This window comes from Kitasatospora acidiphila, from assembly GCF_006636205.1.
GTDB lineage: Bacteria > Actinomycetota > Actinomycetes > Streptomycetales > Streptomycetaceae > Kitasatospora > Kitasatospora acidiphila.
In genome coordinates this window covers 1,405,230-1,431,797 of record NZ_VIGB01000003.1, presented here as the reverse complement: position 1 = coordinate 1,431,797, position 26,568 = coordinate 1,405,230, and the positions used below count along the sequence as shown (strand labels likewise).

At 70.9% G+C, this 26,568-nt stretch carries 24 protein-coding genes, 2 tRNA genes and 1 pseudogene; 21 read left to right on the top strand and 6 right to left on the bottom strand.

Annotation, left to right across the window (positions count from 1 at the left end; translation table 11 throughout):
• Positions 1–88: 88 nt before the first annotated feature.
• Positions 89–559 carry a hypothetical protein gene (locus E6W39_RS07295; protein ID WP_141632825.1) on the top strand — a complete coding sequence of 157 codons (471 nt, stop codon included), beginning with the start codon at positions 89–91 and terminating at the stop codon, positions 557–559.
• Between the two features lie 34 nt (positions 560–593).
• On the opposite strand, the gene E6W39_RS07290 is transcribed toward E6W39_RS07295, so the two are convergent.
• Both E6W39_RS07290 and E6W39_RS07285 read right to left on the bottom strand, forming a co-directional pair.
• Positions 594–1,181, bottom strand: a complete 588-nt coding sequence (locus E6W39_RS07290; RefSeq protein WP_101383757.1) for a CGNR zinc finger domain-containing protein — start codon at positions 1,179–1,181, stop codon at positions 594–596.
• A 360-nt stretch (positions 1,182–1,541) separates the two neighbouring features.
• On the bottom strand, positions 1,542–1,955 hold the full coding sequence (locus tag E6W39_RS07285) for an SsgA family sporulation/cell division regulator (RefSeq protein ID WP_030056266.1): 414 nt from the start codon (positions 1,953–1,955) through the stop codon (positions 1,542–1,544).
• 384 nt (positions 1,956–2,339) lie between these two features.
• Here E6W39_RS07285 and E6W39_RS07280 point away from each other — a divergent pair.
• Positions 2,340–2,411 (top strand) — tRNA-Val (locus tag E6W39_RS07280).
• A gap of 234 nt (positions 2,412–2,645) precedes the next feature.
• Positions 2,646–2,717 (top strand) — tRNA-Val (locus tag E6W39_RS07275).
• A 75-nt stretch (positions 2,718–2,792) separates the two neighbouring features.
• Here the strand turns inward: E6W39_RS07275 and E6W39_RS07270 are convergent.
• The gene (locus E6W39_RS07270; protein WP_141632824.1) at positions 2,793–3,512 is read right to left on the bottom strand and encodes a 3'-5' exonuclease; all 720 of its coding nucleotides are present in this window, start codon (positions 3,510–3,512) and stop codon (positions 2,793–2,795) included.
• Positions 3,513–3,816: 304 nt separating this feature from the next.
• On the opposite strand from E6W39_RS07270, the gene thrS reads away from it, so the two are divergent.
• Positions 3,817–5,796 carry a threonine--tRNA ligase gene (gene thrS, locus E6W39_RS07265; RefSeq protein WP_141632823.1) on the top strand — a complete coding sequence of 660 codons (1,980 nt, stop codon included), beginning with the start codon at positions 3,817–3,819 and terminating at the stop codon, positions 5,794–5,796.
• 93 nt (positions 5,797–5,889) lie between these two features.
• A complete protein-coding gene (locus E6W39_RS07260) occupies positions 5,890–6,453 on the top strand; it encodes an HIT family protein (RefSeq protein ID WP_101383759.1) in 564 nt (187 codons plus the stop codon).
• 62 nt (positions 6,454–6,515) lie between these two features.
• Here the strand turns inward: E6W39_RS07260 and E6W39_RS07255 are convergent, their stop codons facing one another.
• A complete protein-coding gene (locus E6W39_RS07255; RefSeq protein ID WP_141632822.1) occupies positions 6,516–8,162 on the bottom strand; it encodes a hypothetical protein in 1,647 nt (548 codons plus the stop codon).
• Positions 8,163–8,323: 161 nt separating this feature from the next.
• Here E6W39_RS07255 and E6W39_RS07250 point away from each other — a divergent pair, with 161 nt between their 5' ends.
• The 4 genes from E6W39_RS07250 to E6W39_RS07235 all read left to right on the top strand — a co-directional run bounded on the left by E6W39_RS07250 (position 8,324) and on the right by E6W39_RS07235 (position 11,671).
• The gene (locus E6W39_RS07250) at positions 8,324–8,716 is read left to right on the top strand and encodes a thiol-disulfide oxidoreductase DCC family protein (protein WP_141632821.1); all 393 of its coding nucleotides are present in this window, start codon (positions 8,324–8,326) and stop codon (positions 8,714–8,716) included.
• Positions 8,717–8,885: 169 nt separating this feature from the next.
• Entirely contained in the window at positions 8,886–9,533 is a 648-nt protein-coding gene (gene pgsA, locus E6W39_RS07245) for a phosphatidylinositol phosphate synthase (RefSeq protein ID WP_141632820.1), read from the top strand.
• A 39-nt stretch (positions 9,534–9,572) separates the two neighbouring features.
• Positions 9,573–10,511 (top strand): phosphatidylinositol mannoside acyltransferase, encoded by a 939-nt coding sequence (locus E6W39_RS07240; RefSeq protein ID WP_141637589.1) that lies wholly within the window; start codon positions 9,573–9,575, stop codon positions 10,509–10,511.
• Entirely contained in the window at positions 10,508–11,671 is a 1,164-nt protein-coding gene (locus E6W39_RS07235) for a glycosyltransferase family 4 protein (RefSeq protein WP_141632819.1), read from the top strand. The genes E6W39_RS07240 and E6W39_RS07235 overlap by 4 nt, the downstream gene beginning before the upstream one ends.
• A gap of 70 nt (positions 11,672–11,741) precedes the next feature.
• On the opposite strand, the gene E6W39_RS07230 is transcribed toward E6W39_RS07235, so the two are convergent.
• A complete protein-coding gene (locus tag E6W39_RS07230; protein ID WP_141632818.1) occupies positions 11,742–12,665 on the bottom strand; it encodes a hypothetical protein in 924 nt (307 codons plus the stop codon).
• Positions 12,666–12,797: 132 nt separating this feature from the next.
• Between E6W39_RS07230 and E6W39_RS07225 the strand changes: the two genes are divergently transcribed.
• From E6W39_RS07225 to E6W39_RS07170, 12 genes are all read left to right on the top strand, one after another.
• Entirely contained in the window at positions 12,798–13,343 is a 546-nt protein-coding gene (locus tag E6W39_RS07225) for a LemA family protein (RefSeq protein ID WP_101385479.1), read from the top strand.
• Positions 13,344–13,473: 130 nt separating this feature from the next.
• Positions 13,474–14,388 carry a pyridoxal 5'-phosphate synthase lyase subunit PdxS gene (pdxS, locus tag E6W39_RS07220; protein WP_101383764.1) on the top strand — a complete coding sequence of 305 codons (915 nt, stop codon included), beginning with the start codon at positions 13,474–13,476 and terminating at the stop codon, positions 14,386–14,388.
• A gap of 95 nt (positions 14,389–14,483) precedes the next feature.
• A complete protein-coding gene (gene pdxT, locus E6W39_RS07215) occupies positions 14,484–15,110 on the top strand; it encodes a pyridoxal 5'-phosphate synthase glutaminase subunit PdxT (protein WP_323808992.1) in 627 nt (208 codons plus the stop codon).
• 79 nt (positions 15,111–15,189) lie between these two features.
• Positions 15,190–15,954, top strand: coding sequence for a YebC/PmpR family DNA-binding transcriptional regulator (locus tag E6W39_RS07210; protein WP_101383766.1), 765 nt, complete (start codon positions 15,190–15,192; stop codon positions 15,952–15,954).
• 118 nt (positions 15,955–16,072) lie between these two features.
• Positions 16,073–16,621, top strand: coding sequence for a crossover junction endodeoxyribonuclease RuvC (gene ruvC / locus E6W39_RS07205; RefSeq protein WP_141632817.1), 549 nt, complete (start codon positions 16,073–16,075; stop codon positions 16,619–16,621).
• Positions 16,618–17,232 carry a Holliday junction branch migration protein RuvA gene (ruvA, locus tag E6W39_RS07200; RefSeq protein ID WP_101383768.1) on the top strand — a complete coding sequence of 205 codons (615 nt, stop codon included), beginning with the start codon at positions 16,618–16,620 and terminating at the stop codon, positions 17,230–17,232. Before ruvC ends, ruvA begins: the two co-directional genes overlap by 4 nt.
• A 49-nt stretch (positions 17,233–17,281) precedes the next feature.
• The gene (gene ruvB, locus E6W39_RS07195) at positions 17,282–18,385 is read left to right on the top strand and encodes a Holliday junction branch migration DNA helicase RuvB (RefSeq protein WP_141632816.1); all 1,104 of its coding nucleotides are present in this window, start codon (positions 17,282–17,284) and stop codon (positions 18,383–18,385) included.
• A gap of 161 nt (positions 18,386–18,546) precedes the next feature.
• On the top strand, positions 18,547–18,966 hold the full coding sequence (yajC, locus tag E6W39_RS07190; RefSeq protein WP_141632815.1) for a preprotein translocase subunit YajC: 420 nt from the start codon (positions 18,547–18,549) through the stop codon (positions 18,964–18,966).
• Between the two features lie 129 nt (positions 18,967–19,095).
• Entirely contained in the window at positions 19,096–20,916 is a 1,821-nt protein-coding gene (gene secD / locus E6W39_RS07185; protein WP_407658367.1) for a protein translocase subunit SecD, read from the top strand.
• Positions 20,917–20,920: 4 nt separating this feature from the next.
• On the top strand, positions 20,921–22,048 hold the full coding sequence (secF, locus tag E6W39_RS07180; RefSeq protein WP_141632814.1) for a protein translocase subunit SecF: 1,128 nt from the start codon (positions 20,921–20,923) through the stop codon (positions 22,046–22,048).
• Between the two features lie 19 nt (positions 22,049–22,067).
• Positions 22,068–22,616, top strand: coding sequence for an adenine phosphoribosyltransferase (locus E6W39_RS07175; RefSeq protein ID WP_141632813.1), 549 nt, complete (start codon positions 22,068–22,070; stop codon positions 22,614–22,616).
• 134 nt (positions 22,617–22,750) lie between these two features.
• Positions 22,751–25,204 carry a RelA/SpoT family protein gene (locus E6W39_RS07170; RefSeq protein WP_141632812.1) on the top strand — a complete coding sequence of 818 codons (2,454 nt, stop codon included), beginning with the start codon at positions 22,751–22,753 and terminating at the stop codon, positions 25,202–25,204.
• An 82-nt stretch (positions 25,205–25,286) separates the two neighbouring features.
• Here the strand turns inward: E6W39_RS07170 and E6W39_RS07165 are convergent.
• Positions 25,287–26,515: pseudogene (locus tag E6W39_RS07165) on the bottom strand (DUF349 domain-containing protein).
• Positions 26,516–26,568 lie beyond the last annotated feature (53 nt).

Sequence of the window (26,568 nt, the reverse complement as noted above, 5' to 3'; positions counted from 1 at the left end):
CAGTGTTCCACTAAGGGAGAGCCCGCACCGACACCAGCTCCGGAGGAGCCATGTCCAGCACCGTTCACGGCACCGGCCAGGACCGGCCATGCTGAGCGGCACCCTCTGCTTCCTGCTCAGCGCGGCCGGCCTGGTGATCGCCGGCCTGCACGGCTGGCACCGCCGCTGGCGCACCGCGGTCCGCTGGGCGGCCGCCGCCCTGGTGCCCGCGGGCCTCTACCTGACCGATCTCCTCCCGGTCGGCAGCGCCATCGGCCGGGCCCTCGGCAACTGGGCCACCAAGCTGGTGCTCGACCCGGGCGTCTGGACGGGCATCGGCCTGCTGGGCCTGGCCGCGCTGCTGCTGGCGGCCACCGGCGTCGGCCGGGGGCCCGGCCGCGACAAGGGCGACGGCAGCGGCGGCGGTCGCCGCAAGGCCACCGCCAAGCCCGCGTCGCCGGCTACGGGTGCCAGTGCCCCGCGCCCGTCCGTCGGCTCGGCCCGCCCCGGCAAGAGCGCGGCCGAGGAACTGGGCGACTTCTCCGACATCGAGGAGATCCTGCGCAAGCGCGGAATCTAGCCCCGCACCCCGAGCCCGCCGGGCACCCGCCCGGTCACGCCCCCACCGGCACGCCCTGGTCCTCCGCGTCGGCCGCCGACCGCTGCCGTGCCCGGTAGGCGGCCACGTGCATCCGGTTGCCGCAGGTCCGGCTGTCGCAGTACCGGCGCGACCGGTTGCGCGACAGGTCCACGAAGACCCGCGCGCAGTCCGGCGCCTCGCAGCGCCGCAGCCGCTCCCGCTCGCCGGCCATCAGGATCAGCCCCAGCGCCATGCCCAGCTCGGCCGCCAGATGGTCGGCCAGCGCCGCGTGCGGGGCGAAGTAGTGCATGTGCCAGCCGTGGCCGTCGTGATTGGTCAGGCGCGGCGTCGCGTTCACGGCCGCGACCAGGCTGTTCACCAGCTCGGCGGCGGCCTCGGTGGACGGCGCGGTGAAGACCTCCCGCAGCTGCCCGCGCAGCCGCTGCACGGCCGTCACGTCGTCCGGCCCCACCGCGTCCAGCTCACCGATGTCGCAGCGCACCACGAACGCGTCGACGGCGGCCACATCCGGCAACTGCTCCTCGCCGGCCACCTCCGGTGCGGTGTTCAGCAACTCGACGAGGATGCCGAGGGCGCACTCGGTGTCATGGGTGATCAGCACGTGGGAACTCCTCGCGTGCACCGGGGGGCGGTCGGACCCGCCCACTGGGGGTACCGCCCGGCCGAAGACTGGGGGGCGGTCATCACCGCGGAACAATACCGGGCTGCGCCCCGCAGACGCCGGAAGGCGCCCGGAGCCGCCGCCACCGCTGCGCCGCAGTGGGCGGGCGGGGCGTGGCACCGGGCGCCGGTTGCCTGGTGAAGCCGGTGGAGCGATTGACTCGGCGCACACCGTGGCCGGTACGTGCGGGTGTGGTGCACGCACGGGCTGCGACGGTGTGCGCGGTCGAGTCGATGGCCGTGCCCCCGAGTAGGACGGCCATCGGTCGGTATCGAGCGGGCCCAGGGATGCCCTCGGGCGTCAGCTCTCAGCGAGGATGTGCGACAGCTCCCGGTCCAGATCGAAGTGGCGATGTTCGGTGCCGGGCGGCACGGCGGCGTCGGTGCGCTTGAGGAACGATTCAAGCGCCCGGGCGGGTGCTTCCAGCAGGGCTTCTCCCTCGGGAGAGCTCAGCGCGATGCAGACGACCCCTTGCCCGTGGCTACGGGACGGCCACACCCGGACGTCTCCGGTCCCGGTGGGTCGGTGCAGCCCCTCCGCGAGGAGGTCGCGGGCGAACACCCACTCCACGGTCTCGTCGGCACCGGTGTGGAAGGTGGCGTGCACGGCATAGGGGTCGGCGGTGTCGTAGCGCAGACCCGCGGGGACGGGCAGTGAGGACTCGCTCGACACGATGAGGCGCAGGTGCAGCTCGCAGCTGACCGTGGTGTTCATAAGCGCCATGGCCTTTCGCTCAGTGTGCGCTCGGGGAATCGCACGTCGGCGAACGGACCATCCCACCTCCGGCGGCGATGTAAACCCGTCTGTCCCGATTCGGGGCCCGCCCGTAACTCGTCCGGCGCATTGTCCAAAGCCCCGGAACGGCCGGACAAAGCCGGGAACGGCCGGGCAATGCCTCCGGAACGGCGGTCCGGACGGATATCGGGGGTGACGCATCGTGGTGCCGGACGCGTTGCCGGACGCTCTGGGGGAGTGATCGACGATCATGGCCGGGGCGGTGAGCTGGGCAGGTCGGGCCGGTGGCGGGCCGCCCGGGAGGGGGAGCGGAGAGCTGGTTCGGAGCACCCCTCGGGATGCGGTAATGTTTTCTCTGCACCCGGGCGATTAGCTCAGCGGGAGAGCACTTCGTTCACACCGAAGGGGTCACTGGTTCGATCCCAGTATCGCCCACCGGATTGCACAGCAAGGCGTAGGACCCTGGTATTTCGACCAGGGTCCTACGCTTTTTCCGGTTCCGCGCAAGGGCGCTTTTGTGAGGTGCCGTCCGCACCACCGGCTCGGTTCCGAACTGAGTCGCCGTCACCGGGCCGCGCCGGCAAGGGTGCTGTCGGGGCGTCGGGCCGCTCAAGATCAACCGGTTTGCGGGACGCCTCGGGGAAGGTGCTATTGTTCTTCTCGTTGCCCGGGCGATTAGCTCAGCGGGAGAGCACTTCGTTCACACCGAAGGGGTCACTGGTTCGATCCCAGTATCGCCCACCGGACAACATCGGGCCCAACTGCCAAGGCAGTTGGGCCCGATGTGTTTGCTGACGGCAGGTCACCCGGCCGGCCTCAGGCGGCCGGGCGCAGCGGCCAGGAGCGGTCCACCTGCTCATGGGCGCCGGACCGGTCGAACCAGTCCTGCAGCCCGCGGGCCTGGGCCGCGTGCCAGACGGTCTGCCGCAGGTGCAGCTCGGCGGGGGAGAACCGGCCGAGCGCGGTGCGGTGCCGCTCGCCCAGCACCCGGACCAGTTGCAGGGCGGCCCACGCGTCCGCGCCCGCGTCATGCGCGCCCTCCAGCGCCACCCCGTAGTGCGCGCACAGGTCGGTGAGGGTGCGGCGGCCCCGGCGGTAGCGGTCGACGTGCTTGTCCAGCACCCGCGGGTCGACCACCAGCAGTTCGGCGCCGGCCAGCCGCGCGGCCAGCGTGCTCTGGTGGTGGCGCCGCAACTCCCGGTCGAGCAGCGTCAGATCGTAGGGTGCGTTCATCACCACCAGCGGCACACCGGCCCGGGCCTGGGCGGCCAGCGCGCCCGCTATCTCCGCTATCACCTGCTGCGGCGGGCGCCCGTGCGCCCGCACCTGATCGTCGGTGATGCCGTGCACCGCCCGGGCGCCGTCGGGGATCGGGACTCCCGGATCGGCCAGCCAGGTCAGCCGCTCGACCGGGGCGCCGGGCGCGGACTGCAGCAGCAGGGCGGCGGAGACGATCCGGTCCCGCTCCACGTCCACGCCGGTGGTCTCGGTGTCGAAGGAGGCGAGCGGACCTTCGTACCACTCCGAGTCCTGCATGATGACCACCCCTCACATCCCCTGGGAGAAGCCCCGGATGCTCCCTGCGCGCACCGCTGACGGTCCGTCGCCCACGTGGAGCTGCGGCGGTGCGGGTTCCGAGCAGGTGATACCCCGGGGCAGTACCGGCTCAACCCCGTGTTGACCAGCCGGTTCGGGAAGTCGACCCCGGTGCCCGGCCCGCGTCGGGCAGCCCGGTGGGGGACCGCGGGGCAGGGTGCACGGCGGGACCGGTCGGATCGGTACCATCGGGGGCAAGCAGCAGCAGCTGCGGCCATCAGATCCAGCACGTCAGGAGAGACCGGTGACGGACGTCCGGGTAATCATCAACCGCGAACCCGATCGGGAAGAGCGCGTGGTGACCACGGGCACTACCGCCGCCGAGCTGTTCGCCGACAACCGCAGCGTGATCGCCGCCCGGGTGGCCGGGGCCCTCAAGGACCTCGGCTACCAGCTCCAGGACGGCGACGAGGTCGAGCCGGTCGAGATCGCCAGCCCGGACGGCCTGAACATCCTGCGCCACTCGACCGCCCATGTGATGGCCCAGGCCGTGCAGGAGATCTTCCCCGAGGCCAAGCTCGGCATCGGTCCGCCGATCAAGGACGGCTTCTACTACGACTTCGACGTCGAGAAGCCGTTCCACCCCGATGACCTGAAGGCCATCGAGAAGCGGATGCAGGAGATCATCAAGAAGGGTCAGAAGTTCTCCCGCCGCGTGGTCACCGACGAGGCGGCCCGCGAGGAGCTGGCCAAGGAGCCGTACAAGCTGGAGCTGATCGGCCTCAAGGGCTCCGCGGCCACCGCCGGCGAGGGTGCCGACGTCGAGGTGGGCAGCGGCGAGCTGACCATCTACGACAACCTGGACGCCAAGACCGGCGACACCTGCTGGGGCGACCTCTGCCGCGGCCCGCACCTGCCCAGCACCCGGATGATCCCGGCGTTCAAGATCATGCGCTCGGCCGGCGCCTACTGGCGCGGCAGCGAGAAGAACCCGATGCTGCAGCGCATCTACGGCACCGCCTGGCCGACCAAGGACGAGCTGAAGGCCCACCTGGAGTTCCTGGAGGAGGCCGCCAAGCGCGACCACCGCAAGCTGGGCACCGAGCTCGACCTCTTCTCCATCCCCGAGGAGATCGGCTCCGGCCTGGCCGTCTTCCACCCCAAGGGCGGCGTGATGCGCCGGGCGATGGAGGACTACTCGCGCAAGCGGCACGAGGAGGCGGGCTACGAGTTCGTCTACACCCCGCACGCGACCAAGGGCACCCTGTTCGAGCTCTCCGGTCACCTGGACTGGTACGCCGACGGCATGTACCCGCCCATGCAGCTCGACGGCGAGAACGACTACTACCTCAAGCCGATGAACTGCCCGATGCACAACCTGATCTTCCGCTCGCGCGGTCGGTCGTACCGCGAACTGCCCCTGCGGCTCTTCGAGTTCGGCACGGTCTACCGGTACGAGAAGTCGGGTGTGGTGCACGGCCTGACCCGCGCCCGCGGCTTCACCCAGGACGACGCGCACATCTACTGCACCAAGGAGCAGATGGCCGGCGAGCTGGACTCGCTGCTCACCTTCGTGCTGGACCTGCTGCGCGACTACGGCCTGACCGACTTCTACCTGGAGCTCTCCACCAAGGACCCGGAGAAGTTCATCGGCTCGGACGAGGAGTGGGAAGAGGCCACCGAGACGCTGCGCAAGGCGGCCGAGAAGCAGAACCTCGAGCTCGTGCTGGACGAGGCCGGTGCCGCGTTCTACGGTCCGAAGATCTCGGTGCAGGCGCGGGACGCGATCGGCCGCACCTGGCAGATGTCCACCATCCAGGTCGACTTCCAGCTGCCGCAGCGCTTCGACCTGGAGTTCCAGGGCGCGGACGGCAACCGCCAGCGTCCGGTGATGATCCACCGCGCGCTGTTCGGCTCGATCGAGCGGTTCTTCGCCGTGCTGCTGGAGCACTACGCGGGTGCGATGCCGCCCTGGCTGGCCCCGGTCACCGTGGTCGGCATCCCGATCACCGACGAGCACGTGCCGTACCTCCAGGAGGTCGCGGCGGAGCTGAAGAAGCACGGCATCCGGGTCGAGGTGGACGCCTCGGACGACCGGATGCAGAAGAAGATCCGCAACGCCCAGAAGGCCAAGATCCCGTTCATGCTGATCGCGGGCAACGACGACGTCGAGGCCGGCGCGGTGAGCTTCCGCTACCGCAACGGTGAGCAGAAGAACGGTGTGCCGACGGCCGAGGCCGTCGCCGAGATCGTGGACGCGGTGCAGCGCCGGATCCAGGTCTGAGCAGTCCGGTACCGAGTCGAGTACTGAGGTGTGGGGCCGGGCTTCCTTCCGGGAGTCCGGCCCATGCCTGTCTGTCCGGTGCTCCGGACGAATATGCTGATCAGCATGACGAGTGAGCCGGTACTGCAGCAGGGAGTCGGGGAGCCGGACGGCTTCCGGCGTTTGTGGACCCCCCATCGGATGGCGTACATCCAGGGCGAGAACAAGCCGACCGGGCCCGCCCCGGACGACGGCTGCCCGTTCTGCACGATCCCCTCGCTGAGCGACGAGGACGGGCTGATCATCACCCGCGGCCAGCACGTCTTCGCGGTGCTCAACCTGTACCCGTACAACGGCGGCCACCTGATGGTGGTCCCGTACCGGCACGTGGCCGACTACACCGAGCTGACCGACGAGGAGACCGTCGAGCTGGCGGCGCTCACCAAGCAGGCGATGACCGCGCTGCGGGCGGCCTCGGGTGCCCACGGGTTCAACATCGGCATGAACCAGGGCGGGGCGGCCGGCGCCGGGATCGCCGCGCACCTGCACCAGCACGTGGTGCCGCGCTGGGGCGGGGACACCAACTTCATGCCGGTGGTCGGCCACACCAAGGTGCTGCCGCAGCTGCTCGCCGACACCCGCAAGATGCTCGCCGAGGCCTGGCCGCAGCAGGCCTGAGACGCCAAGCCGAAGGGCCCGCTCCGAGGAGCGGGCCCTTTCGATCGTTCACCCCACGTCCGTCACGAGGCGCTGTACTCGTCCGCGTCGAACGGCCGGGCGCCCTGCATCTCGGACTTGAGGATCAGGCCGCGGTTGGTGAAGCGATCGATGTTGACGTCGTGGTCCGCCAGGAAGTCCAGGGTGGCGCTCAGCACCGCGCTGACCACGGGGCTGGCGATCCGAATCGAGTCGTCGGCCATGAACCGGTTGCCCCAGGTCCGGCTGACCCATGCGGTGCGCAGGCCGAACGGCTCCGGGAGCTTCAGGGTGCCGCCGAGCCAGTTGAGCAGCCCGGGGGCCCACAGGAACGGTGCCCGCAGTGCCTGGCGGACCACCTCGATGTTGTCCACCAGCGGGAGTTGGACGGTGCGCTCCTCCCAGAACTTGCCGGGCTTGGGCACCGACTTCTCCCTCGCCTTGGGCTTGTCGCCGAACGGGCCATCGAGCGGCGGCAGGGTGTGCCCGGCGACCGAGACCCGCAGGGTGTTGGCAAGCACGGTGACGGTGACCGTGACGCTGACGATCAACTGGCCGCTGTTGAGCACGAACTGGGTGCCCAGGTAGTGGCGCAGCCCGCCCTTGCCGAAGTCCTGCTGGTTGGCGATGCTGACCACGGCGTGGTCGCGCATCCGGGGCCCGTCCATGTCGGGGCCGCTGGGGCGGCTGATCTCGTCGGCGCCGGCGCCGATGGCCTGGATCACCCACTGCTCGACCGAGGCGCCCGGCACGGCGCCGTTGGCGACATGGCTGCGCCCCATGGTGCCGTTGATCCGGTCGGTGATCTTCTTGACCAGGTCCCAGACGTGGAAGGTGCGGAACTCCTCGAAGCCCTCGGCGGGCTTGAGGTCCTCCACCATCTCCCAGGAGCAGAAGCGGCGGCCGAGGCCGAGTATGCCCTTGACCCCGGCGTAGTGCAGGACGTTGGTGTCCTGCTCCATCATCAGCTGGGTGAGGCCCTGCTTGAGCGCGGTGGCCTTCTTGTCGTTCTCGCTCTTGGGGACGGCGGTGGGCAGCACGGCGGCGCCGAGGTTGCCGTCGAGCACGTCGGCCCAGCGGGCCCGCAGGTCCTTGACCGACCTGATCACGATCTGCTTGGCGATGAACCAGCCGGCGATCGGGGCGAGCATGACGATGCGGGTGTAGAGCCCCCAGAACCCGTTGAAAGGCGGCTTCCAGGCGAGGAAGAGGGTCAGCGCGGCCGGGATCAGCCAGATCAGCGGGCCGAACACCTTGTCCCACTTGCCGTTCTGGGTCCGCCGACGCAGCTCGTAGCCGGCCAGCCAGATCACCGTGCCGGGCAGGAAGAGCAGGCCGAAGACCAGCGTGACCAGCATCAGCCGCTTGTCCCGGGTGGCGCGCAACTCCTCGGCGGCGAGGCAGTGTTCGACCACCATCCGGGGCTCGGTGCCGAACGCGGGCACCAGTGGCTTGCGTTTGGCACCGAGGGTGCGCGTGATGATGGCCTTGCTCCAGGCCTCGCCGAGATTCGGCCGGAAGAGGTCGTGCCAGCCGGTCTTCCTGCTGACGCCCTCCACCTTTTCGATGAACTCGTCCAGCTCGGTGTCGCGGTAGGCAACCGACGAGAGCGCCTGGGTGACCGCGCTCTGCGGCCCGGCGCCGTCCGTAAGGGGTATCTGTGCCCCCGGAGTCATGTCGAGCTTTGCCATGGCAGCCTCCCCTCTCCCTCCGTGTCAGCGGCAGGTTACCGTGCTCGTAGGCCCTTGCGGCGATGATCGTCTGAAGTACCGTCACCTGGCGGTGACGGTTTACGCCAGGATTCATTCCCCGGGGCGACCGGCTTCGATCCAGGTGGGAGGGGATCAGTCAGATGAGCTTTTCAGAACCGGTGTTGGTCTTCGACGGGGACTGCGCGTTCTGCAGCACCTGTGAGCGGGCCGCCGATCGGTGGCTGCGCGGTTCGCGGGCCGGCGGGTGGAGGGCCGAGCCGTTCCAGTTCGCCGATCTGGCCGGGCTGGGGGTGACCGAGGAGCAGGCGGTCCGCGAGGTGTTGTGGATCACTCCGTCGGGGGAGGTGTACGGCGGCGCGCAGGCGGTGGCGAAGTTGCTGCTGCGCGCCGGGGGCGGTTGGGCCTACCTGGGCGGGGCGCTCCGGTTGGCGCCGGTGCGGCCGGTGGCGGCGGTGGTCTACCGCTGGGTGGCGGCCAACCGGCACCGGATGCCGGGCGGTACCCCGGCATGTGCGCTGCCGCGCCGCGGTTGAGGCGCACGCTCGGCCGCCCCGCCGATCATGACCGGGGCGGCCGAGCGGTGTCGTCGGGCTGGATACCATGGGTCACGCCGGGTGGGCTGATCCGCCCGGCCGCCCGGCGCGCCGCTGATGGCCGCCGGTGCTCGAACTCGGTAGTGAGATCGGAGCGGTCGGGAAGGCCATGCTCAACAAATACGCGCGTGCCTTCTTCACACGTGTTCTGACCCCGTTCGCCGCGCTGCTGCTGCGCTGGGGGGTGAGCCCGGACGCGGTGACCCTGATCGGCACGGCCGGGTCGGTGGCGGGTGCGCTGGTGTTCTTCCCGCGCGGGGAGTTCTTCTGGGGCACGGTCACCGTCACCCTGTTCATCTTCTCGGACCTGGTGGACGGGAACATGGCCCGGCAGGCGGGCACCTCCAACAAGTGGGGGGCGTTCCTGGACTCGACGCTGGACCGGGTGGCGGACGCGGCGATCTTCGGCGGTCTGGCGCTCTGGTACTCGGGTTCGGGCAACAACAACCTGCTGTGCGCGGTGGCGGTGTTCTGCCTGGCGAGCGGGCAGGTGGTCTCGTACACCAAGGCGCGGGCCGAGAGCCTGGGGTTGCCGTGTGACGTGTCGGGGCTGGTGGAGCGGGCCGAGCGGCTGGTGATCAGCCTGGTGGCGGCCGGTTTCGCGGGCCTGCACAAGTTCGGGGTGCCGTACATCGAGTGGCTGCTGCCGATCGCGCTGTGGCTGGTCGCGGCAGGCAGCCTGGTGACGGTGCTGCAGCGGATGCTGACGGTGCGGCGGGAGGCCTTCGAGGCGGCCGCAGCTGATCGGGAGGGCTGACGGGTGGCCGAGGTGTCCCAGGCGCAGCGGGCCCCGCAGCTGCGGGAGCGGTTGGTCGACGGTGGGTTCGCGGCGGGCTGGGCGGTGCTGAAGGTGCTGCCCGAGCCGCTGGTGAAGCGGCTGGGCGACGCACTGGCCGACTTCACCTGGCGGCGGCAGGGCAAGGGGGTGCGGCAGCTGGAGGCGAACCTGGCCCGGGTCCGGCCGCAGGCCTCGTTGCTGGAGCTGCGCGAGCTGTCCCGGGCCGGCATGCGCTCCTACCTGCGCTACTGGATGGAGGCGTTCCGGCTGCCGGCCTGGAACGACCGGAAGATCGCCGACAGCATGCGGGTGGAGGGCATCGAGCACCTGGTCACCGCGATGGAGGCGAACCGGGGGGCGATCCTGGCGCTGCCGCACATGGCCAACTGGGATCTGGCCGGCGCCTGGGTGGTGCGGCACCTCGGCTACAAGTTCACCACCGTGGCGGAGCGGCTGAAGCCGGAGTCGCTGTTCGACCGGTTCGTGGCCTACCGCGAGGGCCTGGGCATGGAGGTGCTGGCGCTGACCGGCAGCGACCTGTCGGTGGTCGCGACGCTGGCGAAGCGGCTGCGGGCGGGCAAGCTGGTCTGCCTGGTCGGCGACCGGGACCTGTCGGAGGCCGGCCTGCCGGTGCGGTTCTTCGGTGAGGCCACCCGGATGCCGGCCGGCCCGGCGGCGCTGGCGCAGCGGACCGGGGCGGCGCTGCTGCCGGTCTCGCTCTGGTACGAGGGCCCGGTGATGCGGGCCCGGATCCACCCGCCGATCGAGGTGCCGGAGGGTGCGGACCGCCAGGCGCAGAAGGCCGAGATGACGCAGGCGATGGCCGACATCTGGGCCGCCGAGATCGCGGCGCACCCGCAGGACTGGCACATGCTGCAGAAGTTCTGGGTGGCCGACCTGCCGCGCCGGCCCAAGCCGTCCGCGGCGCCCGAGGCGGCGGGGGAGGCCGCGTCGTGAGGATCGGGATCGTCTGCCCGTACGACTGGGACGTGCCCGGCGGGGTGCAGTTCCACATCCGCGATCTGGCCGAGCACCTGATCGAGTTGGGGCACAAGGTCTCGGTGCTGGCGCCGGCCGAGGACGACTCGCGGTTGCCGTCCTACGTGGTGTCGGCCGGCCGGGCGGTGGCGGTGCCGTACAACGGGTCGGTGGCCCGGCTGAGCTTCGGGATCATCTCGGCGACCCGGGTGCGGCGCTGGCTGCGCGACGGCGAGTTCGACATCCTGCACGTGCACGAGCCGGCCTCGCCGAGCCTGTCGATGCTGGCGGGCTGGGCGGCGACCGGCCCGATGGTGGCGACCTTCCACACCTCCAACCCGCGCTCCCGGGTGATGATCGCGGCCTCGCCGATCCTGCAGCCGATCTTCGAGAAGATCAGCGCCCGGGTCGCGGTCAGCGAGTACGCCCGGCGCACCCTGGTCGAGCACCTGGGCGGTGACGCGGTGGTGATCCCGAACGGGGTGGACGTCGCGTTCTTCGCCGAGGCCCAGCCGGAGCAGCGCTGGCAGTCCGGCCGGACCATCGGGTTCATCGGGCGGATCAACGAGCCGCGCAAGGGCCTGCCGGTGCTGCTGTCGGCGCTGCCGGAGATCCTGGCGGCGCATCCGGACGTGCGGCTGCTGGTGGCCGGCAAGGGCGACGAGGCGGAGGCCGCCGCCGCGCTGGCACCCGAGGTGCGGGACCGGGTGGAGTTCCTCGGCATGGTGAGTGACGAGGAGAAGGCCCGGCTGCTGCGCAGCGTGGACCTGTACGTGGCGCCGAACACCGGTGGCGAGAGCTTCGGGATCATCCTGGTGGAGGCGATGTCGGCGGCGGCCGCGGTGCTGGCCAGCGATCTGGACGCGTTCGCGCAGGTGCTGGACGGCGGGCGGGCCGGGGAGCTGTTCCCGGTGGGCGACGCGGCGGCGCTGGCCCGGGCGGCGGTGCGGCTGCTGGACGATCCGGCCCGGCTCGCCGAACTGCGGACGGCGGCCTCGGAGCATGTGACGCGGTTCGACTGGTCGGTCGTGGGGGCGGACATCCTGGCGGTCTACGAGACGGTGGCGGACGGCATGGCCGGCACCATAGGCGCCGCGCCGAAGGTGCGCGAGGACGACCGCGGTTCGCGCTTCACCTGAGCCCGATGCGGCGGCCCGGCCCGGGATCGCCGAATCCAGGGCCGGGCCGCCGGCGTTGCGTCGAGTCGGGTCAGGCCAGGTGGACCACCTTGTGCATGCCGAGGAAGGCGTGCGGCACACCGGTCTTGTCGTCGGGGATGAAGCAGAGCAGCGCGTAGTCGCCGGGCGGCAGCTTGTCCGCGTGGACCACCGCGTCGTGGTTGGGGGAGATGGCGCCGAGGCCGACCGGCAGGCCGGTGAAGGGCGAGGGCGGCGGGGTCTGACCGCTGGCGATGGCGTTGAAGTACGCCTGGATCTGGTCGTCGGTGGTGCCGGGGACGACCGGCTGGATCTGCATCTCGTGCAGCTCGGTGGCGGCGTTGTGGACGAAGAACGCACCGCCCGCGCTGTCGACGTTCTCGGTCTGGAAGCGCGGGCCGTCCGGGGTGTCCTTCTGGATGACGATCTCGTGCGGGAAGTGCGGGATGTGGAAGCCCGCGTCCTCGCAGAGGTCGATCTCCTTGACCGGCGGCGGGGTGGTCGGGTGGGCGAGGAAGGCCGTGAAGTCGAGCAGGTAGATCGGGCCGGGCTTGATGTCCTCGGTGACGATCATCGGAATGCTGGGCGTGGTCAGCGCACCGCCGAGCGCCTCGGCCTCGTTGGTGACCGCGGTGATCCCGGCGGCGGCGGTGGGCGGGTCCTGGCTGACGGCGTTGCCGAGGTCCTTGAGGACCTGGTCGATGGTGACGCCGGCGTGCGGACGGAAGATCTGCAGCTGGCGGCCGTTCGGATCGTCGGTGGCGACCCGGAAGGTGACGGTGCCGCCGGGATGCTCGTCGGGTGCCTCGACGACCCCGGAGGCGCTGAGTTTGACGTTGACGACGAACCCCTTGTGTCCGGGTGCGTCGGCGTGTGCGGCGACGGCGCCGCCGAGCGCGGTGGCGAAGGCGAGCGCGGCGACGGCGGCACTCCGCACGCCACTGATCGCGCCGCGGCGGAGCAGAGCGGTGCTCATGCGGATCCTCTCTGTCTTATGTGTGACCCCTCTCACAGATCATCAGATTGACGGATCATCAGCCAGACGCCATCCGGGCGAACCGCCACGGATGGCGTAGCGGCCGGTGGGCGGCGGGTAGCGTGGCCCCTCGTGACTGACTGGATCTGGGCCGGTGTGGCCGTGGTGCTGTTCGCCGTCTATCTGAGCTGGACGGCCGGGCGGCTGGACCGCCTGCACACGCGGCTGGACACCGCCCGGGCGGCGCTGGACGCCCAGCTGCTGCGCCGGGCCTCGGTGGCGCAGGAGCTGGCCACCTCCTCGCTGCTCGACCCGGCCGCCTCGATCCTGCTCTACGAGGCCTCGCACGCGGCCCGGCAGGCCGACGAGGAGCACCGCGAGGTGGCGGAGAGCGAGCTCAGCCAGGCGCTGCGCGCGGTCTTCGGCGAGCCGGTTCAGGTGGCGGAGCTGCGCGCGGTGCCGGGCGGCGAGGAGGTGCTGCGCGATCTGACCTCGGCGATCCGCCGGGTGCCGATGGCCAGGCGGTTCCACAACGACGCGGTGCGGGCGGCCCGTGCCCTGCGCACGCACCGGATCGTCCGCTACTTCCGGCTGGCCGGCCGGGCGCCGTTCCCGATGGCCTTCGAGATGGACGACGAGGCCCCCGCGGCCCTGGTGCCGCAAGGTTCGCCCGCGTAGTGCCGGTCAGTACCGGCCTCTTTGTAAGGTTGCAGGTGTGCGGCCTGGACTGGGTGGCACATCAACACGCCGAGTGAACCGCCTACCATAGGGCGATAGCACACCGGTTCGTCTTCGAGTGAGGTCTTACGTGTCCACCAGCACTCCCGCTTCCGCCGACCAGCCGCAGATCGGTACCGCCCGGGTCAAGCGCGGCATGGCCGAGCAGCTCAAGGGCGGTGTGATCATGGACGTGGTCAACGCCGAGCAGGCCAAGATCGCGGAGGATGCCGGTGCCGTCGCCGTCATGGCGCTGGAGCGGGTCCCCGCCGACATCCGCAAGGACGGCGGCGTGGCCCGGATGTCCGACCCGGACATGATCGAGGGCATCATCAACGCCGTCTCGATCCCGGTCATGGCCAAGTCCCGCATCGGCCACTTCGTCGAGGCCCAGGTCCTGCAGGCGCTCGGTGTCGACTACATCGACGAGTCCGAGGTCCTCACCCCGGCCGACGAGGTCAACCACTCCGACAAGTGGGCCTTCACCACCCCGTTCGTCTGCGGTGCCACCAACCTCGGTGAGGCGCTGCGCCGGATCGCCGAGGGCGCGGCCATGATCCGCTCCAAGGGCGAGGCCGGCACCGGCAACGTGGTCGAGGCCGTTCGCCACATGCGCCAGATCAACGCCGACATCCGCCGCCTCACCACCCTGGACGAGAACGAGCTCTACGTCGCGGCCAAGAACCTGCAGGCCCCGTACGAGCTGGTCAAGGAGGTCGCGCAGCTGGGCAAGCTCCCGGTCGTGCTGTTCTCCGCCGGTGGCGTGGCCACCCCGGCCGACGCCGCGCTGATGATGCAGCTGGGCGCCGAGGGCGTCTTCGTCGGCTCGGGGATCTTCAAGTCCGGCGACCCGGCCAAGCGCGCCGCCGCCGTCGTCAAGGCCACCACCTTCTTCGACGACCCGAAGATCATCGCGGACGTCTCCCGCGGTCTGGGTGAGGCCATGGTCGGCATCAACTGCGACACCCTGCCGGAGACCGAGCGCTACGCCAACCGCGGCTGGTAACCAGCCCGCGCTCCGTCGGCCCGTCGCGCGCACCCACGGCGCGACGGGCCGCCCTGCTTTCCCTCAGCCCTACTGAGTAGAAGAGGTAGTCACCCTTGTCCACCAGCATCCCCACCATCGGCGTCCTGGCCCTGCAGGGCGACGTCCGCGAGCACCAGATAGCGCTCGCCGAGGCTGACGCGCTGGCCCGCCCGGTCCGCCGGGCCGAGGAGCTGGCCGAGGTCGACGGCCTGGTGATCCCCGGTGGCGAGTCCACCACCATGTCCAACCTGGCACTGGCCTTCGACCTGATGGAGCCGCTGCGGGCCCGGGTGGCGGCGGGCATGCCGGTCTACGGCTCCTGCGCGGGCATGATCATGCTGGCCGACAAGATCCTGGACGGCCGGGACGACCAGCAGACCGTCGGCGGCATCGACATGGTGGTGCGCCGCAACGCGTTCGGCCGGCAGAACGAGTCCTTCGAGTCGGAGATCGCCTTCAAGGGCTTCGAGGACGAGCCGGTGCACGGCGTCTTCATCCGCGCCCCCTGGGTGGAGTCGGTCGGCGCGAGCGTCGAGGTGCTGGCCGAGCTGCCGGCCGCCGACGGTGCCGAGTCCCGGATCGTGGCGGTGCGCCAGGGCAACCTGCTGGCCACCTCGTTCCACCCGGAGCTGACGGGTGATCACCGGGTGCACGCGCTCTTCGTGCGGATGGTCGAGGAAGCGGTCCGCGCCCGGGCCTGACCGGTGCCGGGAGCGCTGCCCCGACACCGGTAAGATCTCCCCTGTTTCATTTCCCGTTGGCGACGTAAAGGAGCTGGTGATGTCCGGCCACTCTAAGTGGGCTACCACCAAGCACAAGAAGGCCGTGATCGACGCCAAGCGCGGCAAGCTCTTCGCCAAGATGATCAAGAACATCGAGGTGGCGGCGAAGACCGGCGGGCCCGACCCGTCCGGCAACCCGACGCTCTACGACGCCATCCAGAAGGCCAAGAAGAGCTCCGTCCCGATCGACAACATCAACCGCGCCGTCAAGCGCGGTGGCGGTCTCGAGGCCGGCGGCGCCGACTACTCCACGATCATGTACGAGGGCTACGGCCCGAACGGCGTTGCGGTGCTGATCGAGTGCCTCACCGACAACCGCAACCGCGCCGCCTCCGACGTGCGGGTCGCGATGACCCGCAACGGCGGCTCGATGGCCGACCCGGGCTCGGTCTCCTACCTGTTCTCCCGCAAGGGCCAGGTGATCGTTCCCAAGGCCGACGGCGTGGACGAGGACAAGGTCCTCGAGGTCGTGCTCGAGGCCGGTCTGGACGTCGAGGAGGTCAACGACCTCGGCGACACCCTGGAGGTGCTCTCCGAGGCCTCCGACCTGGTCGCGGTCCGCTCCGCGCTGGTCGACGCCGGCCTGGACTACGACTCGGCCGAGGCCAACTTCGTGCCCAGCATGCAGGTCGAGCTGGACATCGACGGGGCCCGCAAGATCCTCAAGCTGATCGACGCCCTCGAGGACAGCGACGACGTGCAGAACGTCTTCGCCAACTTCGACATCCCGGACGAGGTCGGCGCGCAGCTCGACGCCGAGTGATGAGCTGACGGTCCTTCCGGCCCGGTGGTCCCCGACGGACCGCCGGGCCGGTGTCGTTGTGCGGCCTGTCAGTGCCGTTCGTTAGGGTCTGAGCAGGCATGAACTGAAGGGTGGGAGTGTGCGGGTACTGGGCGTGGACCCGGGGCTGACCAGGTGCGGGGTCGGGGTGGTCGAGGGCGCGCCGGGCCGCCCGCTGCGGATGCTGGGGGTGGGCGTGGTGCGCACCCCCGCCGAGGACGAGGTGCCGCGCCGGCTGCTCGCCATCGAAGACGGCCTGGAGCGCTGGCTCGATGAGCACCGCCCCGACCTGGTCGCCATCGAGCGGGTCTTCGCCCAGCACAATGTGAGCACCGTGATGGGCACCGCGCAGGCCAGCGCGGTCGCCATGCTGTGCGCCACCCGGCGCGGGCTGCCGGTGGTGCTGCACACGCCCAGCGAGGTCAAGGCCGCCGTCACCGGGTCGGGCCGGGCCGACAAGGCCCAGGTCACCACCATGGTCACCAGGCTGCTGCGGCTCGCCGAACCGCCCAAGCCCGCCGATGCGGCGGACGCGCTGGCGCTGGCGATCTGCCACATCTGGCGCGGCAGTGCCGACGGCCGGATAGCCGCGGCCCTGGCCAACCGCACCACCCCGACCACCAAAGCATCCAAGGAGTACCGCCCGTGATCGCGTTCGTCCAGGGCCCGGTGGCGGCCCTCACGCCCGGGCTGGCCGTGGTGGAGGTCGGCGGGGTCGGCATGGCGGTGCAGTGCACCCCGACCACCCTCGCCACCCTGCGCCTCGGCGAGCCGGCCCGGCTCGCCACCTCGCTGGTGGTCCGGGAGGATTCGCTCACCCTCTACGGCTTCGCCGACGACGACGAGCGGGCCACCTTCGAGGTCCTGCAGGCCGCCCCCGGGGTCGGTCCGCGACTGGCGCAGGCGATGCTCGGGGTGCACAGCCCCGAGGCGCTGCGGGTCGCGGTCGCGCAGGGCGACGAGCGGGCGCTGATCAAGGTGCCCGGGATCGGCAAGGCCAAGGCCGCCAAGCTGCTGCTGGAGTACAAGGACAAGCTGGGCGCCCCGCACGGCACCGTGCCCACCCAGCACGCCCCGGTCGCCGCCGCACCCGCGCCGTGGAGCGAGCAGCTGCACGCCGCGCTGGTCGGCCTCGGCTACGCGCCGCGCGAGGCCGACGAGGCGGTGGCCGCGGTCACCCCGGAGGCCGAGGCCCAGCAGCGCACCGATGTCGGCGCCCTGCTGAAGTCCGCGCTGCGCAGCCTCAGCAAGGCCCGCTGAAAAAGCGATCTGAGCATTCGTCAATGTGTCGACATGGAGCCGCATTCCGATGACCCCGTATGACTCCGACCCCGCGGACCGCCTGGTGGGCGCCGTCGCCGATGACGCGGAGCAGGCGGTGGAGGCGGCGCTGCGCCCCAAACTGCTCGACGAGTTCATCGGCCAGGAGCGGGTCCGCGAGCAGCTGTCGCTGGTGCTGCGGGCCGCCCGCATGCGGGGTGCGGCTCCGGACCACGTGCTGCTCTCCGGCCCGCCCGGCCTCGGCAAGACCACCCTGTCGATGATCATCGCGGCCGAGCTGAACGCGCCGATCCGGATCACCTCCGGACCGGCCATCCAGCATGCCGGCGACCTGGCGGCGATCCTCTCCTCGCTCACCGAGGGCGAGGTGCTCTTCCTCGACGAGATCCACCGGATGTCGCGGCCCGCCGAGGAGATGCTCTACATGGCGATGGAGGACTTCCGGGTCGACGTGATCGTCGGCAAGGGCCCCGGCGCCACCGCGATCCCGCTGGAGCTGCCGCCGTTCACCCTGGTCGGCGCGACCACCCGGGCCGGCCTGCTGCCCCCGCCGCTGCGCGACCGGTTCGGCTTCACCGGCCACATGGAGTTCTACGCCCCCGCCGAGCTGCAGCGGGTGGTGCACCGCTCGGCCGCGCTGCTCGACGTGGAGATCGACCCGGCCGGTGCCGCCGAGATCGCCGGCCGCTCCCGGGGCACCCCGCGGATCGCCAACCGGCTGCTGCGCCGGGTGCGCGACTACGCCCAGGTCGAGCACGACGGGGTGGTCGACCAGCGGATCGCGGCCCGCGCGCTGCAGGTCTACGAGGTGGACGAGCGCGGTCTGGACCGGTTGGACCGGGCCGTGCTGGACGCGCTGCTGCGGTTGTTCGGTGGCGGGCCGGTCGGTCTGTCGACGCTGGCGGTCGCGGTGGGGGAGGAGGCGGAGACGGTCGAGGAGGTGGCCGAGCCGTTCCTGGTCCGCGAGGGCCTGCTGGCCCGGACCCCGCGCGGGCGGATCGCCACCGTCGCCGCCTGGCAGCACCTGGGCCTGACCCCGCCGGTCCAGCCGCTGGGGGGACGCGGCGCGGTGCCGGGACAGCAGCAGTTCCTCGGGGAGGACCGAGCCGCCGAAGGCGGCACGCAGAACTGACCTTGTCACAGACTCGCCACCTTTGGCGGCAGGATGCGATGCTTGGCGTTGTCCGATCTCAGCGGGTCTCCTAGACTTCGCCGGACCGTCCCGCCTTGCCTGGCGGGCCGACCACGCCACTGGCCAGCCCATCGGCCGGGCAATAGAAGGACTTTTCTGCTGTGAGCCTCATCATCCTCGTCCTCCCGATCGCCGTGATGTTCCTGCTGTTCCGGTCGCAGAAGAAGCGCCAGCAGCAGTCCCAGCACATGCAGTCGAGCATGGAGCCGGGCGCCGCGGTCCGCACCATCGGTGGCCTGTACGCCACCGTGAAGTCGATTGGTGACTCCACCGTCGAGCTGGAGATTGCCCCGGGTGTCTTCACCCACTTCGCCAAGAGCGCGGTTGCAGCGGTGATCGACGCCCAGGAGTACGACGAGATCATCAACGGCCGTCCCGCCGAGGACGAGGCCGCGGCGGCCGACGAGGCCGATGACGCCGAGGCCGTGGCCGACGCGGTCGTCACGGACGAGGCCGCCGAGGAGGCTGCGGAGGAGAGCGTCAGCCTGGAGAAGGCCGGCGACCAGGCCGCAGCCAAGTAGCACCACCACCCCTCGCAGCACCGACGGGCTGCACCACTTCACGGTTGTCCGCGACCGGCTCCGCCCACCTGCCCGCACGGCAGGCGGGCGGCGCTGATCAGCGGCATGGGACAGGGAGAAACGAGCAAGGTGGCAACACCCAAGTCGCGTCCGCGCGACGGTTATCCGGGGCGGGCTCTGGCCCTCATCCTGGTGGTCACCGTCGCATTGGTCGCCCTCATGTTCGGGACGGGCCACAGGACGCCTCGCCTCGGGATCGATCTCGCCGGTGGCACCAGCATCACGCTGACCGCCAGCTCCAAGGACAAGAACGCGATCAACCAGTCCAACATGGACATCGCGGTCGGGATCATCCAGAAGCGGGTCAACGCCTTCGGTGTCTCCGAGGCTGAGGTGCAGACCCAGGGGAACAACAACATCATTGTCAACATCCCCAAGGGCACCAACAGCCAGCAGGCCGCCGAGCAGGTCGGCACCACGGCCAAGCTCTACTTCCGCCCGGTGCTGGCGCTCGCGCCGACCGGTGTCCAGGTGCCGCCGGCCAGCCCCAGCGCCAACCCCTCCGGCAGCGCTTCCCCGAGCGGCAGCGCCTCGCCGAGCGGTAGCGCCTCGCCGAGCGCGAGTGGCAGTGCCAGCGCCTCCGCCGGCGGCAGCGCCTCCCCGAGCGCCAGTGCCACCAAGGCCGGCCGGGCCGTCTCCGACGCCCTGAAGGCCGCCGACCCGTCCGCTGCCGCCACCGGCTCCGGCTCCGCCGCCCCGTCGGCCGCCGCCTCGGGCTCGGCCGCCGCCAGCGCCCCGGCCCTGCCGCCGGTGCCGACCACCCCGACCGAGGGCACCGTCCCGCCGGAGCTGCAGCAGCAGTTCGCCGCGCTCGACTGCTCGCAGGCGGGCCAGCGCCAGGACTACCAGACCGACGAGACCAAGAACGCGGTCGCCTGCTCCTACGACGCCGAGCAGAAGATCTGGTACAAGTTCGCCCTCGGCCCGGTCGCGGTCAAGGGCGCCGACGTCTCCAAGGCCCAGGCCGGCTACGACACCCAGCGCGCCCAGGGCTGGGAGGTACAGCTGACCTTCAACGACAAGGGCTCCAAGGACTTCGCCACCACCACCGGCACCCTGGCCGGCATGCAGGCGCCGGCCAACCAGTTCGCCATCGTGCTGGACGGCAAGGTCGTCTCGCACCCCTACGTGCAGCAGTCGATCACCGGCGGCAACGCGGTGATCTCCGGCTCCTTCACCCAGGAGCAGGCCAGCAGCCTGGCCAACGTGCTCAGCTACGGCGCGCTGCCGCTGGACTTCACCAAGAGCGACGTCACCACCGTCTCCGCCGCGCTCGGCGGCGACCAGCTGCACGCGGGCCTGCTGGCCGGCGCGATCGGCCTGGCCCTGGTGGTGCTCTACTCGCTGGTCTACTACCGCGGCCTGGGCCTGGTCTCGATCGCCGGTCTGGTGGTCTCCGCCATCCTGACCTACTCGATCATGACGCTGCTCGGCGCCAGCATCGGCTTCGCGCTCGACCTGCCGGCGGTCTGCGGTGCCATCGTCGCGATCGGCATCACAGCGGACTCGTTCATCGTCTACTTCGAACGGATCCGCGACGAGGTCCGCGAGGGCGCCCAGCTGCGCCCGGCCGTGCAGCGTGCCTGGCCGCGGGCCCGGCGCACCATCCTGGTCTCGGACTTCGTCTCGTTCCTGTGTGCCGCGGTGCTCTACGTCGTGTCGGTCGGCAAGGTCCAGGGCTTCGCGTTCACACTGGGCCTGACCACCCTGCTGGACGTCGTGGTGATCTTCCTCTTCACCAAGCCGCTGATCACCCTGCTGGCGCGGCGGAAGTTCTTCGCCAACGGCCACCCGTGGTCCGGCCTCGACCCGAAGCGCCTGGGCGCCCGCCCGCCGCTGCGCAGCAGCCGTCGTCGCTCCACCACCTCCGCCGCCGTCAAGGAGGCCTGACGCAATGTCACGCTTCAGCAACCTCGGCCACCGTCTCTACCAGGGCGAGGTCAGCTTCGACTTCGTCGGCCGCCGCAAGCTCTGGTACAGCATCTCCGGGGTCATCGCCCTGGTGGCGATCGTCGGACTGTCGACGGTCGGGCTGCACCTGGGCATCGAGTTCAAGGGCGGCTCGGTCTACACCGTCGCCAAGCCCGGCCTGACGGTCAGCCAGGCGCAGGACGACATCAACAAGATCATCGGTGACTCCACCTCGCAGGTGCAGTCCACCGGTGACGGCAAGATCAGGATCCAGGTCAGCGCCCAGGAGAAGGCGTCCTCGGACGCCGTCGTCAAGCAGCTCTCCAGCGACCTGGACGTGCCGGCCGCCAACATCGACGCCCAGGTGGTCGGCCCGAGCTGGGGCCACGAGATCTCCCAGAAGGCGCTGCTCGGCCTGGTCATCTTCATGGTCCTGGTCACCGCCTACCTGGCGATCGCCTTCGAGTGGCGGATGGCGCTGGCCGCACTGGTCGCGCTGATCCACGACCTGGTGATCACCATCGGCGTCTACGCGGTGGTCGGCTTCGAGGTCAGCCCCGGTACCGTGATCGGCTTCCTCACCATCCTCGGTTACTCCCTCTACGACACGGTCGTCGTCTTCGACACCGTGAAGGAGAACACCAAGGACCTCGAGAAGCAGAACAAGCGCACCTACAGCGAGGCGGCCAACGCGGGCCTCAACCAGACCCTGGTCCGCTCGCTCAACACCACCGTGGTGGCCCTGCTGCCGGTGGCGGCGCTGCTCTTCATCGGCGGTGGCCTGCTCGGCGCCGGCACCCTGAACGACATCTCGCTGGCGCTGTTCATCGGTCTGTCGGCCGGTGCCTACTCCTCGATCTGCGTCGCCACCCCGCTGCTGGCGCAGCTCAAGGAGCAGACCCCGCAGATGCGGGCGCTGGCCAAGCGCGTCGCCCAGCGGCGCGCGGCCGACGCCAAGGCGGCCGCCGCGGTCGGCAGCACCGCCGATGCGGTGGAGGAGCAGGCCGACGAGGCGGTCGAGGACAGTGTCGCCGCGGCCGGTATGGTCGGTCAGCGTAACCAGCCGGTCAGCCGGGCCCGTGGCAAGGGCCGGCCGTCCGGCAAGCGCTGAATCGCGAAGAGGAACCCCCGTGACCGACATCGCCGCCCTGGCCGACCTGCTCAACAGCCGGATCAGGGACGTCCCCGACTACCCGAAGCCCGGGGTGCTGTTCAAGGACATCGCCCCGCTGCTCGCCGACGCCGAGGCCTTCGGCGCGCTCACCCGGGCGCTGGCGGAGCGGGCCAAGGAGCTGGGGGCGACCAAGGTGGTGGGCCTGGAGGCGCGCGGCTTCGTGCTGGCCGCCCCGGCGGCCTTCGCGGCCGGGCTGGGCTTCGTGCCGATCCGCAAGAAGGGCAAGCTGCCCGGCGAGGTCTTCCAGAAGTCCTACGACCTGGAGTACGGCTCAGCCACCCTCGAGGTGCAGTGCGACGCCTTCGAGCCCGGCGAGCCGGTGCTGGTGGTGGACGACGTGCTGGCCACCGGTGGCACCATCGGCGCCTCGCTGGACCTGGTCCAGCAGGCCGGTGCCCGGCTGGTCGGCGTGGTGGTGCTGATGGAGCTCGGCTTCCTGGACGGGCGCGAGCGGCTCACCCCGCACCTGGGGGGCGCTCCGCTGGACACCCTGGTCACGGTCTGACACACCCGTGTGACCGAGAGCGGCGACCGCGACGAGCGGTCGCCGCTCTCGGCATGTCCGGGCTCGGCCGACCGAACATCGGCCCGGCGCGCTCGGTACCATGAAGGTTCATCCGGTCGTACCGAGGAGTGTCCTTGCCCGACGAGGTTGTGCCCACGGCCGCCGCGCCCACCAGTCAGCCGGCGGGTCAGAAGACCACGCCGCCCGGCGCCACCCCGGCACGGCCGACGCCCCCCTCCGGTCTGGCCCGAGCGGTCGGACCCGCGCTGCGCCAGGCCTCCACCAGCGGCGGCATGCGCGCCCGGCTGGCCCGCTTCGGCGGCCAGCGCACCGCGACGCACAACCCCGTCCTCGAGCCGCTGTTCCGCACCATCCGGGCCAACGACCCCAAGGCCGACCCGGCCCTGCTGCGCGACATCGAGCGCGCCTACACGGTCGCCGAGCGCTGGCACCGCGGTCAGAAGCGCAAGAGCGGCGACCCGTACATCACGCATCCGCTGGCCGTCGCCACCATCCTGGCCGAGCTGGGCATGGACGCCGCGACGCTGATGGCCGGCCTGCTGCACGACACCGTCGAGGACACCGACTACGGCCTGGAGACGCTGCGCCAGGACTTCGGCGACTCGGTCGCGCTGCTGGTCGACGGCGTCACCAAGCTGGACAAGGTCAAGTTCGGCGAGGCTGCGCAAGCCGAAACGGTTCGCAAGATGGTCGTGGCGATGGCCAAGGACCCCCGAGTCCTGGTGATCAAGCTCGCCGACCGCCTGCACAACATGCGCACCATGCGCTACCTCAAGCGGGAGAAGCAGGAGAAGAAGGCCCGCGAGACCCTGGAGATCTACGCCCCGCTGGCGCACCGGCTGGGCATGAACACCATCAAGTGGGAGCTGGAGGACCTGGCCTTCGCCATCCTCTACCCCAAGATGTACGACGAGATCGTGCGGCTCGTCGCCGAGCGCGCCCCCAAGCGCGACGAGTACCTGGCCACCGTGATCGACCAGGTGCAGGGCGACCTGCGCGGTGCCCGGATCTCCGCCTCGGTCACCGGCCGGCCGAAGCACTACTACTCGGTCTACCAGAAGATGATCGTCCGCGGTCGCGACTTCGCCGAGATCTACGACCTGGTGGGCATCCGGGTCCTGGTCGACACGGTCCGCGACTGCTACGCGGCGCTCGGCACCATCCACGCGCGCTGGAACCCGGTCCCCGGCCGGTTCAAGGACTACATCGCGATGCCCAAGTTCAACATGTACCAGTCGCTGCACACCACGGTGATCGGCCCCGGGGGCAAGCCCGTCGAGCTGCAGATCCGCACCTTCGACATGCATCGCCGCGCCGAGTACGGCATCGCCGCGCACTGGAAGTACAAGCAGCGCGCGGTGGCCGGCGCCTCCAAGGTCCGCACCGACACCCCGAACCAGGTGCGCAAGGAGGACAAGGCCGGCGCGGTCAACGAGATGGCCTGGCTGCGCCAGCTGCTCGACTGGCAGAAGGAGACCGAGGACCCGAGCGAGTTCCTGGAGTCGCTGCGCTTCGACCTGTCCAACAACGAGGTCTTCGTCTTCACCCCCAAGGGCGACGTGATAGCCCTGCCCGCCGGGGCCACCCCGGTGGACTTCGCGTTCGCGGTGCACACCGAGGTCGGCTACCGCTGCATAGGGGCCAGGGTCAACGGCCGCCTGGTGCCGCTGGAATCCACCCTGGAGAACGGCGACGCCGTCGAGGTCTTCACCTCCAAGGCCGAGGGCGCCGGACCGTCCCGCGACTGGCTCACCTTCGTCAAGTCCCCCCGGGCCCGCAACAAGATCAAGGCCTGGTTCTCCAAGGAGCGCCGCGAGGAGGCGATCGAGCAGGGCAAGGAGTCCATCGCCCGGGCGATGCGCAAGCAGAACCTGCCGATCCAGCGGATCCTCACCGGCGACTCGCTGGTCACCCTGGCGCACGAGATGCGCTACCCCGACATCTCCTCGCTCTACGCGGCGATCGGCGAGGGCCATGTCTCCGCCCAGTCGATCGTGCAGAAGCTGGTCCAGGCGCTCGGCGGCGAGGAGGGCGCCACCGAGGAGTTCGCCGAGACCGCCACCGTGCCCAGCCACGACGGCCGGGCCCAGCGCCGCCGCCGGGCCAAGGGCGACCCCGGGATCATCGTCAAGGGCGTCGACGACGTCTGGGTCAAGCTGTCCCGCTGCTGCACCCCGGTGCCGGGCGACCCGATCGTCGGCTTCGTCACCCGCGGCAACGGCGTCTCGGTGCACCGCGCCGACTGCGTCAACGTGGACTCGCTGACCCAGCAGCCGGAGCGGATGATCGAGGTCGAGTGGGCACCCACCCAGTCCTCGGTCTTCCTGGTGGCCATCCAGGTCGAGGCGCTGGACCGCTCCCGGCTGCTGTCCGACGTCACCCGGGTGCTCTCCGACCAGCACGTCAACATCCTGTCGGCGGCCGTGCAGACCTCCCGGGACCGGGTGGCGATGAGCCGCTTCACCTTCGAGATGGGCGACCCCAAGCACCTGGGGCACGTGCTCAAGGCGGTGCGCGGCGTCGAGGGCGTCTACGACGTCTACCGGGTCACCTCGGCCCGCAAGTAGCGACCGCACGAGCAACCGGTGACCGCATGACGAGAGGGGCCCCGCCGCGGCGGGGCCCCTCTCGTCAACCGCTGACGCGACGTCAGTCGCTGAACTCCTGCAGGCTCTTGAGCGCCTGGTCCAGCAGCGCCTGACGGCCCGCCAGCTCACCCTCCAGCTTGGCGACCTTGCCGGCGTTGCCCGCGGCGCGGGCCTTGTCCAGCTCGCCCTGCAGCTTGTCCACGGCCGCCTGCAGCAGACTGGTCATGCAGGTGGCCCGCGCCCTGGCCTCCGGGTTGGAGCGCTGCCACTCGGCCTCCTCGGCCTCGCGGACGGCCCGCTCCACCGCGTTCAGCCGGCCGTCCAGCTTCGGCTTGGCGTCGCGCGGCACATGGCCGATCGCCTCCCAGCGCTCGCTGACGTCACGCAGTGCCGCCTTGGCCGCCTTGAGGTCGGTGATCGGCAGGATCGCCTCCGCCTCGGTCGCCAGCGCCTCCTTGAGCTTCTGGTTGGCCGACTGCTCGGCGTCCCGCTCGGTGAAGACCGCCGAGCGGGCCTGGAAGAAGACGTCCTGGGCGCCGCGGAACCGCGCCCACAGCTCGTCCTCGGCGTCCCGCTGGGCGCGCCCGGCGGCCTTCCACTGCGCCATCAGGTCGCGGTAGCGGGCCGCGGTGTCGCCCCAGTCGGTGGAGTCCGAGAGCGCCTCGGCCTCGGCGACCAGCCGCTCCTTGATCTGCCGGGCCTGCTCGCGCTCCGAGTCCAGCTGCGCGAAGTGCGCCTTGCGGTGCTTGGAGAAGACCGAGCGGGCGTGCGAGAAGCGGTGCCACAGCTCGTCGTCGCTCTTGCGGTCCAGCCGGGGCAGGCCCTTCCAGGTGTCCACCAGGGCCCGCAGCCGGTCGCCGGCCTCGCGCCACTGGGTGGACTCGGCGAGCTGCTCGGCCTCGGCGACCAGCGCCTCCTTGGCCGACCGGGTCTCGTCGGCGGCCTTGGCCCGGGCCGCCTTGCGCTCCACCTGGCGGGACTCGATCTCTCCGGCCAGCGTGTCCAGCCGCTTGGCGAGCGCGTCCAGGTCGCCGACCGCGTGGTGCTCGGCCACCTGGGAACGCAGGTGGTCCAGGGCGGTCAGGGCCTCCTTGGCGGCCAGGTCCGTCTTGCGGACCCGGTGCTCCAGCAGGCCGATCTCGGCGGACAGGCCCTGGTACTTGCGCTCGAAGTAGGCGAGAGCCTCCTCGGGGAGCCTGCCTGCCAGGAGCCGACGACGCGTTCGCCCTCGGCCGTCCTGACGTAGACGGTCCCCTGCTCGTCGACACGGCCCCACGGGTCGCTGCTCACAGCGCCTCCTCCACATGACGTCCCGCCACCGCCTGGGGCGCGGGTCCGTCGTC